This is a genomic window from Reyranella sp. (assembly GCF_004297405.1).
In the GTDB taxonomy this organism is placed as follows: domain Bacteria; phylum Pseudomonadota; class Alphaproteobacteria; order Reyranellales; family Reyranellaceae; genus Reyranella.
The window spans coordinates 66,515-84,903 of the sequence record NZ_SCVC01000046.1; the positions used below are offsets into that span (position 1 = coordinate 66,515).

Here is an 18,389-nt window from a genome sequence, read left to right on the forward strand (position 1 = left end):
CTCAGTTCGAGGGCGCCCGAGGCTCCATTCCGAAATGAATGACCTCTTCCCGTGAGTTCGACGCCGAGGGTGCAACGGATACAGGCGCATGCTCACGTTGACGTGAATGGCCGGGTCGGGTGCACTGTCCGCGGGAATTATTTTGGCAGTCCGTGTAACCGGGACTGCCTCTCGCCCGAATTAGAGACAGCAGCCGTATGTCGACGAACGAGGAAGAGCTGAAGGCACTCATGACGGCCGGCCTCGACGGCGACGCTGCTGCATATCGCGCGTTGCTCGAACGGCTCAGCCGGCATTTGCGCAGCTACTACCGGGGACGGCTTACGCGCGTCGGGCGGGGAAGCTTTGAAGCGGAGGATCTATTGCAGGAAGCGTTGCTGGCGATCCACACTCGGCGGCATACCTACGACCGGGCCGAGCTCTTCACGCCGTGGATACACGCGATCGCGCGCTACAAGCTCATAGACTATTTGCGCCGGATCAACTCGTCCCGCGGCGACGTGCCGATCGAGGACGTCGGCGAGCTCACGTCGCGCGCCGATCATGACGAGGTGGAGAGCTCGATCGACCTGAAGCGGCTCATGGCCCGGCTACCAGTGAAGATGCAGTGGGCCATTCAGTACGTGAAGCTGGACGGGTTGAGCGTCGCCGAGGCGGCGCGCCGGTCGGGTATGACGGAGTCGGCGGTCAAGGTCAGCATCCACCGCGGACTGAAGGCGTTGTCGGCGGCGATTCGGCCGGAGCAAAAGTCATGAAGACAGGCGATCTGATCAACATGCTGACCACTAATATCGAGGCCGTCGATCACCGGCAGGTGTCGCGCACCTTGGCCGCGGCCGTCGCTGGTGGCGCCGTGATCGCTCTTGGTGCCGCCCTGATCATGCTGGGCGGCCGGTCCAATATTCGCAGCGACGAGGCGCTCGCCTTCCTCATCGTCAAGCTCACCTTCGCAGTGGCGGTCACGCTCTTAGCCTCCGTCTATCTTACCAGACTAGTGCGACCGGGCGTGCATTGGCGTGGCTGGATGGCGCTCGTGGGGGTGCCGTTCGCCGGCATCGTCGGGCTGGCCGCGATCAGCTTGGCCAATGCGCCTGCGCTGCATTGGCAAGCGATGTTCATGGGCGATGAATGGCTCGAATGCCTGCTGTCCATCCCGATCATCGCCATCATTCCTTTCGCGCTGGTGATCTGGGCGGTGCGCCAAGCAGCGCCGACGAACCTCAGGCGAGCTGGTGCGCTCGCCGGCGTCGTCGCCGGGGGACTGAGCGCCGCCGGCTACGCCTTGCATTGCACTGCCGATTCGCTGCCGTTCGTCGCCGTCTGGTATGGCGGCACGATCATGCTGTGCACGCTCGGCGGCGCCGTACTAGGTCCTCGATTGCTAAGATGGTAGCAGCGTCGGGAGGCTAGCGTCGGGTTGAGTTCCGTGCGTACCGGCATCGAATCAGGGCAAATCCAACGGTCGGTACGATCACCCACTGCATCAACGGAGACAATCCCAACCCGAGTATTGGAATCGTCGGCATTAGCTCCGAGTACTCCCACGTCTTGCGGACTACGGTGTTCAGCCATTCGCTGTAGACCGTATAGCTGATCCCAATAACGATGGTCGTCGCCATGACGGGAATGAACCTTTCAGATGGCCATGCGAGGTTCCCGACGGCGACGAGCGCGACCAGAAGTGAGAGGCTCGCGATCATCAAGTCTCCGGCCGTGCAATGGAGGACCGCGAAGGCAATTTCACCCAAGCTTCCGGTGCTCCAAATCGCATAGAGCGGGAGTTGCAGCGTTTCCCACACAAGGTGAAGTATCGCTGAAGCGCTTAGGTAAATTCTGAGCGTCCGGAGCCAGTCGATCGGCGGGGATGGAGTCATCACGTAGCAGGCGCGCTGCCTTGGGTTAGGGTGTAGCGGCAAGGATCGGCAGCCAGGTCGCAAGCCCGGGCAGGACGAGGACAAGCGCGATGCCGACCAGTTGGATCACCACGATCGGCACGATGCCCCGATAGATGTCGCGCAGCGAGACGCTCGGTGGTGCAGCGCCCTTGAGGAAGAAGAGCGCGAAGCCGAAAGGCGGTGTCAGGAACGAGGTTTGCAGGTTGAGCGCGATCAGCACCGCGATCCACAAGGAGGCAAGCTCGGGCGAGCCGACATAGGCCGAGAAATCGAGCGCCTTCAGCACCGGCTCGAAGATCGGCAAAGTGATGAGGGCGATCTCGATCCAGTCGATGAAGAAACCGAGCACGAAGATGATCGCCAGCATGGTCAGCAGCATGCCCCAGTCGCCGAAGCCGAGACCCCGCAGCAGCTCGAGGACCAGCGTGTCGCCGCCGAAGTAGCGGAACACGTAGGAGAACACCGTTGCGGCGACGGCGATGAAAAAGACCATCGCGGTCATCAGCGCCGTGCTCTCGACGATCCCGTGCATGGCGCGCAGCGAGAAGCTGCGATTGAGCAGCATGAGCAGGATTGCGCCAGCCGCACCGACGCACGCCGACTGTGTCGGCGTGGCTAGGCCGGCGATGACCGAGCCAAGCACCATGGCGATAAGCAGCACCGGAAGCGCCAGGCTCCGGACGATATAGATCGTGAGCTGCAGTGCACTACGGGTCGGCAAGGCTGTAAGCGGGGGTGCGATTCGCGGATCGAGGATCGCCGCGCCGACATAGTAGCCGACGTACAGCGCGACCAGAACAAGGCCCGGCACGATCGTCGAAAGGAACATCTGTGAAATGAACACCCCGAGCTCGTCGGCGAGGAAATACAGCATGATTGCCGGCGGCAGGATCAGGCCGAGCGTGCCGGCGGCGGCAATCGAGCCGGTGGCGAAGGATTTCTTGTATCCGCGCTCCAGCATGGTGGGGAGCGCGAGATAGGCGAGCGTCGCCACCGAGGCGCCGACCAGGCCGGCAGACGGTGCCAGGATGACGCCGATCACCGTCACCGCGACCGCCTGGCTGGCGGGTACGCGGCGCAACAACACCTGCAGGCAGACCAACAGTTCGCGGCCGATCCCGCTTCTTTCCAGGGCAATGCCCATGAAAAGCAGCATCGGTACCGCGGGATAGATCAGGTTCTCGCCGAGCGTCGAGTAGATGCGCAGCGGAATGTTGAAAAAGGCGACGAGCGGGAACTGCTCCAGCGCGTAGCCGATCAAGCCGAAGCCCAGCCCGACCCCGATGAGAACAAGCGCCACGGGATAGCCGCTGAAAAGCAGCAAGGCCAATGCCAGGACCATGAACAGTGCGAGGTTATCGATCAGGAAATCCATCGCGCCCCCCCTGCGCCGAATGTGTTCTCGCTAGCCGCGTTGCAATTCGCCGCTGGCCGGCGCAGGGCTTGTCGCGCGCCCGGCGAGAAACATCACATTGCGGATGGCGACGGATAAGCCGGCTAGTAGCAGCAGGAGGCCGCCCACCGGTAGCGCGGACTTAATGATCCAGCGCATCGGCAGGCCAAGCGGCGCGCGTGCACGCTCCATCGTGTCGAAGGAGTTCAGCGCGAGCTCGCCGCCATGGACGATGAGCATCATGCAAAACGGAACCAGGACCAGCAGACAGCCGAACAGCTCGATCCAGGCGCGCGTGCGCAGCGTCAGCCGGTCTCGGAGGATGTCGATCCGTACATGTGCATCACGCAGATAGGCATAGCCGAGGCCGAGCATCACCACGGCGAGGAAGAAGTGCCACTCGAGTTCCTGCAGCCGGGTCGAGCCGACGTGGAAGAACTGCCGCCCAATCATGTCGTAGACCGAGACGGCGATCAGCGGGATGAGGGTGACCCAGGCGACCAGCGCACCGAACCAGATGATACCGCGCTCCAACACGCGGCAGGCCCTGATCACTGACATGAACGCCTTCCCAAGCCCACGGCCGCCGATACGTCGATGAGCGCCATCATCACTGCCGCGCGCGGCTCAACCGCTCCTGAACAGGGATCGTCGACCTCCCCATGAGTGAGAACTTGATTGGCTGCAAAGCCAGCGAAGAACTTGGCAATTTCCTTCCCCTTCATCGACACTCTCCCCGAGACCGATTTCACGTGCGGGCGTCCGAGAGCGGAATGACCTCCCGGAACTTTCCGCCGTGACCCTGTTCCGGCGGTTCGCCGCCGCGCTCCACAACGATGTGGTCAAGCCCATGCTCGGCAAGCACGTTCCGCAGACCTGCTTCGGCCTCGCGCCAGACGGTGTCTGCATTCGCCGTCGGCGTGATTTGCAGACGTAATTCGAGTCTTTCCTGCTCGGAGTGCGCGAGCTGGAAGAGCGTGACTCCCCGAACAGCCTCGATCGGTTGGGTGAGTGCTAACGGAGGCAGCCTGACATCGCCGCCTGAAGTGCGGAACGTGACAACGTCCGCGGAGCGACCCTGCACGCGGATTGCGGGCAAGGGGTTGCCGCACGGGCACGGGTCCGGCCGCTGAAAGACGCTGTCGCCAAGATCATAGCGCAGGATTGGCTGCACCCGATTGGCGAGATTGCTGATCAGGATCGTGTGCGACTGCTCGCCGGGAGCGACCGGCCGATAGTCGGCATCGACCGGCTCGAACGCTACCCAGTCGGAGTTGACGTGCAACCAGCCCTCGCGGCACATGCAGCTGAAGAACATACATTCCGACGCGGCGTAGCTGTTGCCGACCTTGGTATCGAACACGCGTGCAATGCGGCCGTACTCCGCTTGCGGCAGCCCTTCGGCCGACAGGACCAGCAGCACGGGATCGATAAGGAGGCGGCCGGCTTCCTGCTCGTCGGCGAGCAGGGCGGCCATGCTGGCATAGGGCGCAATCATCGCCGGCTGGAAGCGGTTGAGCCGCTCGACAAGCTCCGTCATCGGCGTGTGGGCCGAGAGCACCTCGACGCGCCTCCCGAGCCGCTTCTTCAGGCGCGCAGCGGCAACCGCCGACGCAAAGTGGCCGCCCGTCGCCATGATCATCGCTGACCGGCCGCGGCGGGCGATGATTTTGAGGAAGTCGCCCAGGCTGAGCCAGTCACCGATCCAGCGGAACATCATCGCAGTCACGACCGCCATGGTGCGATCGTCGATCACGAAGATTCCGCGGCGGCCGGTGGTGCCTGACGTCGTGACCAGCGTATATTTCTCGAGGAACCACTCTCCGATCCGACTGGGATCGTCGACGAGCGCTTCTGCAGCTTCGAGCGCGACGGCGCGGTCAGTGCACCATTCGTCGAAGCGCTCCATGAGCATCTTCTTGTCGGTAACTGGAAGCTGCTCGACGCTTTCAATCCGATCTGGGAGATGACGGTATAGCTCACCGTAGTAAGGCGAGCCGGCCCGGGCATGGGCGACCATGTCGGCGAGACGGGCGCGCTGGCGTTGCGCGATTGCGCCCATGCCCTTCCTTCGTGTGCGCCAGGCGTCCCAGATCAGGCTTACGACATGCTCGGTCATGATCGTTTCGAGGTTCCAGACACCTCCAGCTGTTGCCATAATACATCCTGTAGCCACTACAGAAGCAACCTGCGATGCTCACTATCGAAGCTTCATCCCAACGGATCGGCGTCGCTCCGAATCCTGCGTCGTGCGCAAGGAGCGGCAGGACCCTCTCGGCATACGGTTTGGCACTCTCGCGTCCGTCGAAAGCGCCGGCTCGCCGTACCGTCCGACGCGGATTCCTTCCAATCTCGAAGCCAGCAATGGAGAATTCTAGTGTGGAGGGTGCGAGACGGGAGGTACCAATTTGCCTGCGAGCAGCTGCCGCACCAATTGCGCTCCACCACGTGCGCGGTAGGTTTTGTACGCAGCAACGGCAAACGCTTCCGGACCCATGCCGTACGTGAATTCGTTGACAGCGATCAGTTCATCGAATGGCTGAACATCGGCCTGACTAGCCAGGACCCGCTCAAGGATATTCGGGTCCATCAGATCAAGCTGGATCGCGTATGCGATAAATTCGTGCCATTCGCGAGGAAGACGGTTGGGCTCCTTGCCGACTCGCCAAACCATTGCATGCACCAATTCGTGCCTCAGGAATGAGGCGGCCACTGCTAGATTCCAAGAGAGACTCCAAGGACGAACCGCGCCGGCGCGGTAGACGACGACTCGTGCTCCGGGGCGATCAAAATAGCCATGCGCTCCCGTATCGTCAGCGGGTCGGTCCGCGAACTCCACCGAAACGACAGGGGCAGCCTCAAATCCGATCGCCCGGAAGTAGGCTGTAACTTCATTCAAGGCATCGCATGCCGCGGCGAGTTCGGCGGTGCCGCGGTAGATGACGACAACTGCTTTGTAGCCGCAAGTCGATAGCTGTTCGTTGTGGCTAGATTGGGCAATCGAGGTTTGGGCGAATCCAAGTGCCAAACAGGACGCAATGATCAGCACACGCCGACAGGACGCAGGTAGCCCGCTCTTTCGGCGAACGTTTGATGATGATAGGCGGCATAGCTTTGGCGGCAGCCGCATTGAAGGGCGCTCCCAATGGATGACCGGGTCAACCACTACGCTGAATCTTCCGCTACTCGCATTACGTCGTTCACGATGCTCGAGGTTTCGACCGCTGCAGAAAGAGCAAACCCACACCGCTTACTATGGCAACATCGGCAAAATTGAATGCCGGCCAGTGGTATTGGCCAACATGGAAATCAAGAAAGTCTGTGACGGCACCCCATCGTATTCGATCTGCAATATTGCCCAGCGCACCGCCGATGATCAGACCAACTGCAGCGCCGCTGAGCTTCGTGCGGGTTCGCCACAACCAGATGGACAGTAGCGTCACCGCCGTTAACCCTAAGGCGGCGAGCGCCCACCACGGCAGTCCCGTCAAAAGGCCAAAGCTCACGCCTCGATTGCGCGCGAGCACTAAATCAAAAATCGGCAATACCTCGACGCTTTCTTGCGGCCGTGACAAAAATGCAATCGCGGCGGCCTTGCTCACCTGATCGACGATGTAGGCTGCTATAGCGCATTCCGACCCAATGCCTGGCGCCGACCATTTCATCCAACGCGTTTGGCCTGTCTCAGGTCGGCGCGCGCGTCCGTGATGATCGACCATGCCGATTGCAGGAAAAGTGCAGCTATGACGGCGGCGACTACGAGGTCAGGCCACGGCGTGCCTGTCCACCATACGAGGCCGGCTGCGACGACGACCGCGGCGTTACCGATCGCATCGTTACGAGAGAACAACCAGACTGCGCGCACGTTCGCATCGCCTTTGCGATGTGGGATCAGTACGAGTGCGGCCGCGATGTTCACGGCCAAGGCGATCGCACCGAAGATACCCATCAGCTCTGCGTGCGGCTGGTTGAGCACGAGCACGCGATATCCGGTGTACGCAATGACACCCACGCCAAGCGCGGCCAGAAATAGGCCTTGCAGCAGCGCGGCCTTCGCGCGTGCCTGCAGCCCCCAGCCGATGGCGATCAGTCCGAGAAACGATATGAACCCGTCACCCAGGAAATCGAGGGCGTCGGCCTTCAGCGACTGCGAACCGGCAAGGAAGCCGCCAACGATCTCGATTGCGCCGTAACCGGCGTTGAGAAGGATGACGATCCAAAGTGCGCGCTTGTACGCTGGCGTCACGTGCGAGAGGTCAGGAATTTTGTCGTCGTCATCGTCCTCGCCCAGTCGCGTCAGCTGGTATCCTAAATCTGTGATTGTGCGTTCCAGTTCTGGCAGCGGCGCGGTCTTGTCGTGAAGACGCAGCGTCATTTCCTGTGAGGCAATCGATACCCTGACATCGTCGACACCCGCTACTTTGCGCGCCGCGCCTTCGATCTTGGTGGCACATGAAGAGCAATCCATGCCGGTGACCCGGTACCGGACGGGAGCATCGAGGGTTGTTGCGTTCATAGAGGTTGTCCTTGATCTGTGTTCGCGCAATTATACATCCTGTAGTGGCTACAGAAACAAGAGGCCGTCGCCATGATGTCGATCGGTGCGCTTTCAAAGCAAAGCGGCGTTCACATTGAGACCATCCGCTATTACGAGCGCGCCGGCGTGCTGCCGAAGGCACGCCGCGCCCCCAACGGCCGCAGGGTTTATGGCCAGGAGGACACCGGGCGGCTGGCCTTCATCCGCCACGCGCGCGAGTTGGGATTTGAGCTTGTTGCGGTACGGGCGCTGCTTGCCTTGCAGGAGAAGCCTGAGCTGTCGTGCAAGGCTGCGTCGGAACTGGCTTCCGCTCAGCTTGCAGCCGTCGAAAGCCGCCTGAGCCGCCTGACCGTGCTGCGCGATGAACTGAAGCGCATGGTGCGTGCTTGCAAGAATGGCCGGGTCGTTGATTGCCGAGTGATCGACGCGCTCACTAACATGCGCTGATTCTCGGTCGGCTGGCTCAGTTCTCAGGTGCAGGCAGCTCGATGTTGATCGCTCCCGGGCTGGCCGCCGGTGCCGGCGCCCGCGTCACAATTTGCGGCGCGGCAATGAGAAGGCCAACCATCAAGACCTGCAGAACCAGAAACGGCACGGCACCCCAGTAGATCTGCGATGTAGGAACAGAAGACGGCGTTACGCTGCGGAGGTTGTAGAGCGCGATCCCAAATGGCGGATGCATGAACGAGGTCTGGAGGTTGACGGCAAGCAGCACCGTAAACCAGACCATGTCGATGCCGAGCTGGCGCGCGATGGGCGCGATCAGCGGCAGCACGATGAAAGCGATCTCGAAGAAATCCAAGAAGAACGCCAGGAAGAAGATCGCTACGTTGACGAAAACGATGAAGCCTACCTGGCCTGCGGGCAGGAACTTAAAGAGCGATTCGATCCAGACGTGACCTTCAAGACCACGGAACACCAGCATGAAAAAGGATGCTCCGAGCAATAGAAAGATGATGCCGGAACAAAGTATGCCGGTGACATCCATTGCTTGGCGAAGATTGCGCCCGGTCAGCTTTCGCCCTGCCAGTCCCAGCAGCAATATCGCGACGACGCCAATGGCGCCGCCCTCGGTCGGCGTTGCGATGCCGAAATAGATCGCTGCCAGCACGGCAGAGACAATACCCAAGGGCGGTCCGGCCGCTCGCACAACCTCAAGGACTATCTGTGACTGTGGCGCGACATCCCTTCCCAATGTGGAAGGCGCACGCTCGGGCGACAGGCGCGTAACGAGTAAGATGTATGACAAATACGACACGACGAGGAGCGCCGCCGGCAATAGCGCACCTCGATAAATCTCGAGAAGGGACACTTCGAGCTGTTCTGCCAGAATGATGAGAACGAGACTTGGCGGTATGACCTGGGCGAGCGTGCCGGCCGCAGCAACCACTCCGGTGGCGAGTTTCGGATCGTACTTTGCACGCAGCATCACGGGCAGCGAGATCAGCCCGATAGCCACCACCGACGCTGAAACGAATCCGGTGATCGCAGAGAGGGCCGCACCAACGATAATGGTTGTGTACGCCAACCCGCCGGAGAGACGCCCGAAAAGGCGATTAAGGGCGGTGAACATTTCCTCAGCGATGCCGGTGCGCTCGAGCAGCATTCCCATGAAAATCAGGAGCGGCAGCGCTAGCAGGTTGTCGTTGTTGAACGTCCCCTGAATCCGGAAGAGCATATTGTTCAAGAAAGTGACGTTGAAGTGGCCCGTCGTGACGCCGATGGCGCCGAAAGCGCCAGCGACCGCTGCGAGCGAGAAGGCAACCGGAAACCCGGCGAAGAGTGCCAAGACCAGGCAGAGGAACATCGCGGGCGCGAGGATTTCCGTCATATCAACGGTCCTCGATCAGCCGCTGCCGGTGCATCGGCCGCGGAAGAATGCCCCTGAGACAGGCAACGCAGCGTATGGCTTCGGCGATGCCCTGCAGTGCGAGAAGGAAAAAGCCAGCTGGAATGAAGCCCTTTATGATCCATGCCGGAATGTGGCTCGTGCTTTCCCTCGTCGCCCGGCTCTCGCCGGAAAGAAAGGCGATGATGAATTGCGGCAAGCTCACCCATACGAGCGCAGCGCACACCGGCAGGAGAACGAGGCAAATTCCAATGAGATCGAGCCAAGCAAGACCCCGCTCGCCTAGCCGGCCGGCCAGGACGTCGATACGCACGTGCTCATCTCGTTGAAAGGTGTAGGCAGCCATCAACAAGACAACGGCGGCGAAAAACTGCCATTGGAGATCGAACGCCGACGCATAAGCCAGCGAGAAGAATTTCCGGCTCAGAGCGTTTGCCGTGATGAGGATGGCGTTTGCGAGCAATCCCCAGCGCACGTACTGCGCAACGGTTCTATTCAGACCGTCGATTGCATGTGCGATACTTAGCAACGCACGCATATCAATCGCCCCGCTTCAGTCCCCGAATATTTGTGCCGGCAGGGAGACCACTGCTGCCGATACGGACGGGCGATGGTGCACCCTGTAGCCGCTAAAGGATCAAGAACGAATGTATCCTCAGCGCTCGGCTGTCGATTTCACTGTTAGTGCATTTCGGAAGAGTAGACCGTTATCCACGCAACGAGTGATCACACCGCAGATCTGATGCCGCGCGCACGAGGATCGAAACAGTGCGCCGCTTCAGCCCTGTGGGTCCCTGGGCTCCGCGGAAGCGAGACGCTGATTGTTCCAGAAGCCAATCAGGAGCAAGACGGCCATCGCGACCTGCGCTGAGATACCTTGGACTGTCGGATAGATGCCGAGGATTTCCACGCGGATGAAGCCTGCAAGGGGACTAACCGGCAACCAACCGGCTTCCTGCAAGGCGGATACGCCCTTGCCGATCAGCACAACGCACAGGACGGCAAGCAACGCCGAACTATAGGCGAAGAATTTTCCGACTGGCAGGGCACGTCCGTAGCGCATCAAAGCCCAGGCGATGGCCGTCAAGACGATGATGGCCGTGCCGGCACCGGCGATGACTGCCCAGCCATGCTCCTCGCTCCAGATGGCCGTGTAGAACAGGATGGTCTCGAAGACCTCGCGGTAGACAACGACGAAGGTGAGCCCGAACAAGCCCCAGGTGGATTCTCGCGAAATCGCCTGGCCGAGCTTGTCCCGGATGTAGCGCTGCCATGCATCCGCCTGGCTCTTGCGATGCATCCAGACACCTACCCACAGCAGAACGATTGCCGCGAGCAACGATCCGAAACCCTCGGTGAGTTCACGGTCCGCTCCGCTCACAGCGATGAGATAGGTTGCCGCCGCCCAGGTAAGGACGCCCGCGCCCAGCGCCGCGATCCAGCCGCCGTGCACATAGGATACGACGTCGTGTCGCTCCGCCTTGCGCAGGAGGGTGAGCATGACGACCACGATCAGTATTGCTTCAAGGCCTTCACGCAACAGGACGGTGAATGCGGCGAAGAAGCTGGACGAGGACGTGGCCTGATGGGGGTCAAGGGCGGCTTCGGCGTCGCTGAACAAATCCTCCAAGGCTTTGGCCTGCGCGCGTATGCCGTCCACGGCGGCACCGCGCGTAATGGCAGCACGCAGTTCGCCCATCCCGGCTTCGATCCCGACCATCAGGGCATGATTTCGAGTCGACAGTATCGGCTCGATCGGCTCGAACCCGTCGAGGTAGGCCGACAAGGCCAGATCGGTCGCAGCGCGGCGATCGCCCTTTTCATAGGCAAGGACCGCCTCGCCGAGCCGCGTTCGGGCCAGCGTGAGCGATGTACTCGATGGCTGGACGACCGCTGCGGGATTGCGGCGCAGGTACGCGGTGATCGCATCAGCCTTGTCGTCGCCAAGGCTGGTCACGAGCGTTGCCGGTCTCTCCCCGACCAAGCTCGCCAAAGTGGTACGCCGACGCAAGTCGGCGTCAGACTTCCAAACCTGTTCGCCTTTGGTGACGTCGTCAGGCGGATACGCCAGCGAGCCGACATAGAAAGCCAGGGCCCATCGGTCTTGCGGTGGCAGATGAGCGAAGCTTGCCATGCTGGTGCCGTCGAGACCCTGCTCGATCACTTGGTAGAGCGCGAAAATACTGCGCTCACTGGCGCGGTCCTTGTCCGTAAAGGCGATCGGGGCCGGGTCCAGGCCAGCCGAGGCAACGCCTTTGCCATTGCCGGTGGCGCCATGGCAGCTCGCACAATTCTCGGCATAGAGAGTTCGCCCGCGCGCATAGTCGGGAACGGCGGTTGGCGCCAAGGGAATTGGATAGGCTTTGATCAAGTCCGCAGCCAGCGATCGAGCCAAGGTAGCGACAACCTCAGGCGTCGCCTTCCGACCGATCGCGGTCTGAAGTTCACTCGCCTGCTTTTGAAGATCTGCTTTCGCACTGGACGGCGGCACATTGTCGAGCTTGTCCTTCACTGTGCCGGCGAATTCGACCATCTCCGCATATTCGTTCGCGTTGATGATCTCCCCATCGCGGACCGCGTCGCGATAGTCGATCGCCATGTAGTCGAGCAGACGCCAGACCGTCAGGACGTTGGCGTTATCGGCGCGGATTGCTGACGCTGGGATGAAACTGGCGATGAGCAGGACGCAAAGCGTGATCGCACGAGTGAACATGTAGCTTCGTATCGCAACTGCGACTTGTTCGCAATGACGCGCGAACAGGCCCGATGATGAGCAGCCACTCCAGCGTGCACCTCAGGGGAACAGACGACCGCGCTCTGCACTCGCTGTGCGGCGAAGTCCGATCAAAGGCGCCGTGAGGCGGATTGAGGCCGCTCGAGGATGAACGGCAATGCCCATGCGTTTTGTTAGCCGCAGTGCCGTGGATCGGCGCCCGTCGCAGTCCAACTGCCAACGTCGATGATGTGAGCCAGCGCTAGTTACTTAGCGTGTCCGTATTTTCCTGCCGCGGTCTTCAGGAGGATCTCCATCGCCGCGCCAGGCGGGACGGGGTTTGTTTGCCTCTCCCTTGAGGGCGTTATCGCCCGACCGAGGCAGCTGCGTTGTCTCGCGGTTCGCCACTGGAAACGATCAGCACTGAGTAGATCTCCCTCTCTTCGTGTCGTGCGGCCACCTCCAAACGCCACGGTATCCTTGTCGTGCTGCGACCCCGATTTGCGCTCTCAGCCGTTCTTTTGGTGCCAAGTTCCTTTGGGCTATCGAGCGGTTTCGCACGTGGTCATTGCTCCGCGGTCAGAGACTCTGGGTAACAGTCTCCGCGGTAGCCAATAGGTCGTTCATTACAACCATCTAATGTTCGCGCAACCCGCGCTTTAGGCTCACGCAGCTACATTCCTGCACTCGTGATGCCATCACTGCTGCGTCGACGCGGTCATGCCATCGCAATCGGGCCGGCCTTGGCCGGTGGCGTACCGGACCGTGAACGATTTTCGACAGCGAGAGGACGCACGCGATGGATTTGGTAGATCTGCGCTATCTGTCGATCGCGGTCGAGACCGGCAGCCTTTCAAGCGCTGCGCAATCGCTGGGCATTAAGCCCTCCACGATTAGCAGGCGCATCGTACGCCTCGAGGATGAGCTTGGTGTCACCATCTTCGAGCGTGGCTCCTTCGGCATTCGCCTCACAGCGGCAGGGCGCGACTTGATGGTCTTGGTCCGGCGTACTCTCGACTCCCTCGACGCTGTGACGCGCGCCGGGAAGAGCAGCGGCGCGGCCAGAACGGGGCGGCTGCGGCTAGGTGTACGGATGCCGCCGATTGGTCGGCCCTTGCAGCCACTGCTGGCCGACTGGCGCATCCGACATCCTGGTGTCGTGCTGACTCTTCATGAGTTGAACGACAACCAAATCGCCGAGGCGCTGGCGGAACGCAGTCTGGACGCCGCGTTCGTAACGACGTATGCGCCCCGGCGTGGCGCAAACACTGTCCCTATCTACCGAGAGCCCCTTGTAGCCGCACTCCCAGAAGGACATAGGCTCGCCTCCTACGATTCGTTGATGTGGGACCTTTTGCGTGGTCATACCTTCCTCACGCAGGGCTGGGAGGACAGTCATGCAGCCAGGGAGTTCTACGCGTCGCTCTTGGGAGACGTCACAAAGTTCTCTTCCCATCCTGCGAGCAAGCAATCGGTAATGGCTCTCGTTGGCGCCGGCTTTGGCATTACCCTGGCGGCGCAAAGCCAAGCGGAAGTCGCATTTCCCGGGGTGGTCTATAAGCCAATTCGCGAAGACAACGCTTGGGTGCAGGTCGAGTTGGCGTGGCGGCCAACGACCGAAGACCCTGCTGTAGGACGATTTATCGCCTTCATGCGCGATGAGGCACAATCACGCAGATTGCTTTGATCGTGCTCGACGAAGCTTCGCGAAGGCGCGGTCTGTCGCCATGAACCGAGCCAGCATCGGCGGGATGAGCTTCACTGGCTCGACCGTGGCTTTGCCTGTGCCCTGCCCGAGCGCCTCGGCATAGACAGCAAGATCACGGTGCACGGTGGCGGGCAGGTCGATCGTGAGCCGCACCGGCTTGTCATCTTCAATCGCAGTCAGCTTCAGCTTCGACATAGGGGCTCTCCTCAGCCGCGGTATGGCTCGAGCACGAGATCGCGCGTGACCAGGACCCGGACTGGGAAACCCGGCCGGATGGTGATGGTGGGTTGGACGTTGAGGGACCGGCCGACGATGCGCTGGCCGATCTGGTTAACGCTGTCCGACCCGCCGCGACGAATGGCTCGGATCAGGTCGTCCTCGGTGCCGCTACTGCCGACCTCCGATCCGATGCTGAGCAGGGTCGAAAGGATGGCTGCCTTGAACAGTGTTCCCCAATGGTTATCGACCTCGTCCTCAAGGCCGGCATAGCCTTCGGCATCGGCGCCCGGTTGGCGTTCCAACACGATCGATCGCCCGTTCGGCATGATGAGCCGGGTCCAGACCAGGAGCGCTCGCGTCTGGCCGAAGGCGATCTGCGCATCGTACTGACCAATCAAGCGGGCACCCTGAGGGATCAAACGTATCCTGCCGGTGGGACTGTCGTAGACATCTTCGGTCACCTGGGCCGTCACCTGGCCTGGCAGGTCCGAGCGCAAGCCGGTGAGCAGCGCCGCGGGAATGACAGCACCCGCTTGAAGAACGTATGGGCTCGCCGGCGCCTCGATGCGGTCGCCGCTGACCGTGCGGCGATCGACACTGCCATTGAGAAAGGCGAGCTTGCGATCCTGCAAGGCAAGGTCACTAGCCGGACCACCAGGCGCGCTGGGGGCATTTGCCGAAATCGGTGTGGCCGAAGAGTTCTGTCGAACGTTCGTCGTGGCGAAGAGACGGCTCAGGCGTGCTGCCTCCTGTTCCTGAGCGATTCGTTGCTTCTCAGGATCAGGCGGTGCGGCGGCGCCTGCTGTCCCCGCATTTAGGATCGGCCGGCCCAGATCGCCGGGAAGCGGAGGGCCAAGCGGGGGAGCGTTCCTCGGAAGGCCAGCATAGTCTCGGGGCAGATTGGAGAGGCCATCCGGGGTCGTGCGATTGTCGGTCCCATAGAGTTCCGTCCTGTCGATCTTCAATCCGGGCCGCAACGCGAGAAATAATGCAGCGGCGATCGCGACCGCCAGGATGAGCGCAAGGACAACGATCACCTTACGCGAAAGACGCGTGACGGGCGCCCGGCTGGGCCGAAGCCGCATCTGCAGCCGCGCCTCATCGCGCCCAGGTGCTGCAGTGGAATCGCTCGGGACGTCGGTCATGACTGCGGCCTTCCGTCGGTACGGACGATGCGGACCTTCTTCTGCGTCTCGCCGCCCAGCCGAAGTTCGGCTGCCGCAAACAGGCGGTCGACGACCATGTGATTGCCCTGAATGCGGTAGTTGACGAGCTCGGCGCCGCCGGCGGGGCCGATCACCCAAAGCGGCGGCATCTCGCCCTGGCCGATTCCGGTAGGGAACGCGATGAACACCTGACGGCCGTCATCGAAGGCGCGCAGCGGACGCCAGGGCGGCGAGTCGCCTTCGATCTTGTATCGGAAATTGAGCGCGTTAATGTCCACGCCGCTCGCCACAGCCGTGCCCGCCTCTGCCGCGGCGTTCTGCCGGCGGAGGGCGATGAGTTGATCCTGCGCGTAGGCCCACGATACCGACGCCATATAGGTCTTCTCGGTAGAGCGGAGCTCGAGATGGTAGGTCCGCCGGTCGGTGTTGATGACGAGATTGGTGACCAGGTCCGGTCGCGTCGGCTTGACCAGAATGTGCACGCGCTTGGTTGGCCCCGTGCCACTCTCGGTGTCCCCGATCACCCAGCGCACGGTATCGCCGGCAGCGACCGGACCGGTGCCGACGAGCTGCTCGCCTGCCGCCAGCGCGATGTCGGTGATCTGGCCAGGTGCTGCGTAGACCTGATAGAGCGCGCCATCGGAGTAGGGATAGACCTGCATGGCGTTGATGTAGCCGGCGCGCGTCGGCTGCACGCGCGCAGCGCCATTGGCTTCCTCTACCCGCACATGCGGATCGGCCGGATCGGCGGGTGCCTTCCCTCCCGGAAGCGGCTTCAACTGGCCAGGCAGCGGCAGCGGCTTGGGAAGCTCGACGATCTTGATGGGTTTGGGCGGATCGGCCTGGAGCACCGCCGGCCGAGGCGTGTCGTCGTATTTGATTTCCGGGGGCTTCCAGGCACTCGAGCAGGCGGCAAGCGAGACGGACGCGAGCAAGGGGGCAGTAAGGTAGGGAATGCGCATCAGCCGAGCTCCTTGGACCAGTTGAAGGCGTGGACGTAGATACCGAGGGGGTTCTTGCGCAGCCGCTCCGCGTCTGTGGGCGGCTGCACGACGATGGTGAGGATGGCGCTCCAACGCTCGGTCGTGGCGAGCGCGTTGTCGACATACTGGCGCTCCACCCAAGCGACACGAAAACTGTTGTCGGAGGCGCGGACGACGCTCGCCACCTCGACAGAGATCTGGGTCTTGCCAATCTTGCTGAAAGGATCGCTGGTGCGGGCGTAGTCGTTCAGCGCCAGCGCGCCGCGATCGGTGACGAATCGGTAGGCCTCCAGCCAGTCGTGGCGCAGCACCACAGGATCAGCGGGGATGCGGCGCACCTCCTCGATGAATCGCGCGAGGTGCCAGGCGATCTGCGGATCAGTCGGACGATAGTCCGCGAGCGCTGGTGCGACCGCCTGGGCCTGCCCGAGCTTGTCGATCTGAACGACCCATGGCGCGACCGTGCCGCGGGCCGACTGCCAGACCAGGCCAGCCGCCAGTCCGCCGCTCATGAGCAAGGCGCCAAAGAAGGCGAGACGCCAATTCCTGGCTTGCACGCGAGCGGAGCCGATGCGCTCGTCCCAGGCCTGTCCCGCACGTTGGTAAGGTGTCTCCGGCTCGGGCGTGGTGCCGTAGCGGACGGTCGGACGTCGAAACATCGCTATGATCCTTCGGAGAGGTCGACGGAGGAACCGCCGCTCGGATGATCTCCCGAGCGGACGGCATGATGGGCGGCCGAGGCGCCTCGACTCACGGTTTGATGCCGCCTCATGCGATTGGCCCACGCTGGAGCGCCAGCGCCGCCGGCCCCCGCTCCACCTGAACGGGCCGGCTGGCTGCTGCCCGTTGTGCCCGCCGCCCCGGCTGCAAAGTGTTCACGCAGGCCAGCCGTTGCCCGGCGCAACGGACTTGTAGCCGCCGTTCCTGCTGCGCTCGCGACGCCGCGGGCGCCACCCGAACGGAAGCCAGCGGTCATGCCACCGGCGGCGGCCGCGCCTGCACCCGCCACGCCGCCTATCGCGCGGCCGGCTGCGCCCATCGTTCCAGTCGCCAAGCCAGCACCGGCAACGCCGGCGCCTGCGGCGGCGAGTCCCGTGCCAATGGCCGCGCCGGTGCCAAGCTGGGGACCACCGGCCACCAGGCCGTTGCCGATGCCTGCACCAAAGATCGAGAGACCGAGCAGTGCCAAGGCGGCCAAGATCAGGGTAAGCGCGTCGTCGATGGTTGGCGGATTGTTGAAGCCGCTGGTGAACTGGCCAAAGATCGTGGAGCCGATGCCTACGATCACGGCGAGAACAAGCACCTTCACGCCGCTGGAGAACACGTTGCCTAAAACCTTTTCAGCAAGAAAGGCCGTGCGGCCGAAGAGGCCGAAGGGGACCAGGACAAACCCTGCGAGCGTGGTCAGCTTGAACTCGATCAGGCTGACGAAGAGCTGGATGGCCATGATGAAGAAGCTGATGACGACGATCAGCCAGGCGATGAGCAGGATGACGATCTGGATGAAGTTGTCGAAGAAGCTGACGAAGCCCATCAATCCGGAAATTGAATCCAGGATTGGCTTGCCCGCATCGATGCCGACCTGCGCCAGCCGCCCTGGCTGAAGGAGTTGGGCCGCAGTGATCGTGTTGCCGCCGGCCACGAGGCCGAGGCCCGCGAAGGAATTGAAAATGATCGAGGCGAGGTTGTTGTAGTTGCCGAGGATGAAGGCGAAGACGCCGACATAGAGCGTTTTCTTGATCAGGCGGGCGAGCACCTCCTCCTCCGGCGAGAAGGCCCAGAACAGTGCGGCCAGGGTGACATCGATCACGATCAGCACGCCGGCAAGCCAGTGGACGTCGCCCTGGATGAGTCCGAAGCCCGAGTCGATGTACTGGGTGAAGATGCCCAGGAACCGATCGATGACGCCCGTGCCGCCCATGCCGC

19 protein-coding genes are annotated in these 18,389 nt (G+C 62.2%); 4 read left to right on the plus strand and 15 right to left on the minus strand.

The features are described from left to right. The first annotated feature begins 197 nt into the window (after positions 1-197). Together EPO50_RS28860 and EPO50_RS28865 are read left to right on the plus strand one after the other, a co-directional pair. Positions 198-755: a sigma-70 family RNA polymerase sigma factor gene (locus EPO50_RS28860; protein ID WP_296350096.1), complete on the plus strand. Its 558-nt coding sequence runs from the start codon at positions 198-200 to the stop codon at positions 753-755. After that, on the plus strand, positions 752-1,393 hold the full coding sequence (locus tag EPO50_RS28865) for a DUF1109 domain-containing protein (protein ID WP_296350098.1): 642 nt from the start codon (positions 752-754) through the stop codon (positions 1,391-1,393). The genes EPO50_RS28860 and EPO50_RS28865 overlap by 4 nt, the downstream gene beginning before the upstream one ends. Before the next feature lie 506 nt (positions 1,394-1,899). On the opposite strand, the gene EPO50_RS28870 is transcribed toward EPO50_RS28865, so the two are convergent. The 7 genes from EPO50_RS28870 to EPO50_RS28900 form a co-directional block, all read right to left on the minus strand. Beyond that, positions 1,900-3,270, minus strand: a complete 1,371-nt coding sequence (locus EPO50_RS28870; protein WP_296350100.1) for a TRAP transporter large permease subunit — start codon at positions 3,268-3,270, stop codon at positions 1,900-1,902. A gap of 30 nt (positions 3,271-3,300) precedes the next feature. Further along, a complete protein-coding gene (locus EPO50_RS28875; RefSeq protein ID WP_296350102.1) occupies positions 3,301-3,849 on the minus strand; it encodes a TRAP transporter small permease subunit in 549 nt (182 codons plus the stop codon). Beyond that, a complete protein-coding gene (locus EPO50_RS28880; protein WP_296350104.1) occupies positions 3,840-4,013 on the minus strand; it encodes a hypothetical protein in 174 nt (57 codons plus the stop codon). The genes EPO50_RS28875 and EPO50_RS28880 overlap by 10 nt, the downstream gene beginning before the upstream one ends. A 23-nt stretch (positions 4,014-4,036) precedes the next feature. Beyond that, the gene (locus tag EPO50_RS28885) at positions 4,037-5,407 is read right to left on the minus strand and encodes a phenylacetate--CoA ligase family protein (protein WP_296350106.1); all 1,371 of its coding nucleotides are present in this window, start codon (positions 5,405-5,407) and stop codon (positions 4,037-4,039) included. Between the two features lie 255 nt (positions 5,408-5,662). Continuing rightward, complete coding sequence (locus EPO50_RS28890; protein WP_296350108.1) at positions 5,663-6,337, minus strand: DUF6639 family protein; 675 nt, start codon at positions 6,335-6,337, stop codon at positions 5,663-5,665. A 151-nt stretch (positions 6,338-6,488) separates the two neighbouring features. Then, entirely contained in the window at positions 6,489-6,953 is a 465-nt protein-coding gene (gene lspA / locus EPO50_RS28895; protein ID WP_296350110.1) for a signal peptidase II, read from the minus strand. Beyond that, a complete protein-coding gene (locus EPO50_RS28900; RefSeq protein WP_296350112.1) occupies positions 6,950-7,804 on the minus strand; it encodes a cation diffusion facilitator family transporter in 855 nt (284 codons plus the stop codon). Before EPO50_RS28900 ends, lspA begins: the two co-directional genes overlap by 4 nt. Before the next feature lie 72 nt (positions 7,805-7,876). On the opposite strand from EPO50_RS28900, the gene EPO50_RS28905 reads away from it, so the two are divergent. Continuing rightward, on the plus strand, positions 7,877-8,272 hold the full coding sequence (locus EPO50_RS28905; protein ID WP_296350114.1) for a helix-turn-helix domain-containing protein: 396 nt from the start codon (positions 7,877-7,879) through the stop codon (positions 8,270-8,272). 16 nt (positions 8,273-8,288) lie between these two features. Here EPO50_RS28905 and EPO50_RS28910 read toward each other — a convergent pair whose 3' ends face one another. The 3 genes from EPO50_RS28910 to EPO50_RS28920 all read right to left on the minus strand — a co-directional run bounded on the left by EPO50_RS28910 (position 8,289) and on the right by EPO50_RS28920 (position 12,387). Then, positions 8,289-9,656, minus strand: coding sequence for a TRAP transporter large permease subunit (locus tag EPO50_RS28910; RefSeq protein ID WP_296350116.1), 1,368 nt, complete (start codon positions 9,654-9,656; stop codon positions 8,289-8,291). 1 nt (position 9,657) lies between these two features. Then, entirely contained in the window at positions 9,658-10,212 is a 555-nt protein-coding gene (locus tag EPO50_RS28915) for a TRAP transporter small permease subunit (RefSeq protein WP_296350119.1), read from the minus strand. A 240-nt stretch (positions 10,213-10,452) separates the two neighbouring features. After that, positions 10,453-12,387, minus strand: a complete 1,935-nt coding sequence (locus EPO50_RS28920) for a cytochrome c/FTR1 family iron permease (RefSeq protein WP_296350121.1) — start codon at positions 12,385-12,387, stop codon at positions 10,453-10,455. Positions 12,388-13,186: 799 nt separating this feature from the next. Here EPO50_RS28920 and EPO50_RS28925 point away from each other — a divergent pair. Then, positions 13,187-14,074 (plus strand): LysR family transcriptional regulator, encoded by an 888-nt coding sequence (locus EPO50_RS28925; protein ID WP_296350123.1) that lies wholly within the window; start codon positions 13,187-13,189, stop codon positions 14,072-14,074. Here the strand turns inward: EPO50_RS28925 and EPO50_RS28930 are convergent. From EPO50_RS28930 to trbL, 5 genes are read right to left on the minus strand one after another with little or no spacing between them, the layout of a single operon-like run. Next, positions 14,057-14,290, minus strand: a complete 234-nt coding sequence (locus tag EPO50_RS28930; RefSeq protein WP_296350125.1) for a DUF2274 domain-containing protein — start codon at positions 14,288-14,290, stop codon at positions 14,057-14,059. The two genes, EPO50_RS28925 and EPO50_RS28930, sit on opposite strands and share 18 nt — an antisense overlap. 11 nt (positions 14,291-14,301) lie before the next feature. Then, on the minus strand, positions 14,302-15,459 hold the full coding sequence (locus EPO50_RS28935; protein ID WP_296350126.1) for a TrbI/VirB10 family protein: 1,158 nt from the start codon (positions 15,457-15,459) through the stop codon (positions 14,302-14,304). Next, entirely contained in the window at positions 15,456-16,442 is a 987-nt protein-coding gene (trbG, locus tag EPO50_RS28940; protein WP_296350128.1) for a P-type conjugative transfer protein TrbG, read from the minus strand. Before trbG ends, EPO50_RS28935 begins: the two co-directional genes overlap by 4 nt. Next, on the minus strand, positions 16,442-17,122 hold the full coding sequence (trbF, locus tag EPO50_RS28945) for a conjugal transfer protein TrbF (protein WP_296350130.1): 681 nt from the start codon (positions 17,120-17,122) through the stop codon (positions 16,442-16,444). The genes trbG and trbF overlap by 1 nt, the downstream gene beginning before the upstream one ends. A gap of 2 nt (positions 17,123-17,124) precedes the next feature. Next, positions 17,125-18,384 carry a P-type conjugative transfer protein TrbL gene (trbL, locus tag EPO50_RS28950; protein ID WP_296350132.1) on the minus strand — a complete coding sequence of 420 codons (1,260 nt, stop codon included), beginning with the start codon at positions 18,382-18,384 and terminating at the stop codon, positions 17,125-17,127. Positions 18,385-18,389: the final 5 nt, after the last annotated feature.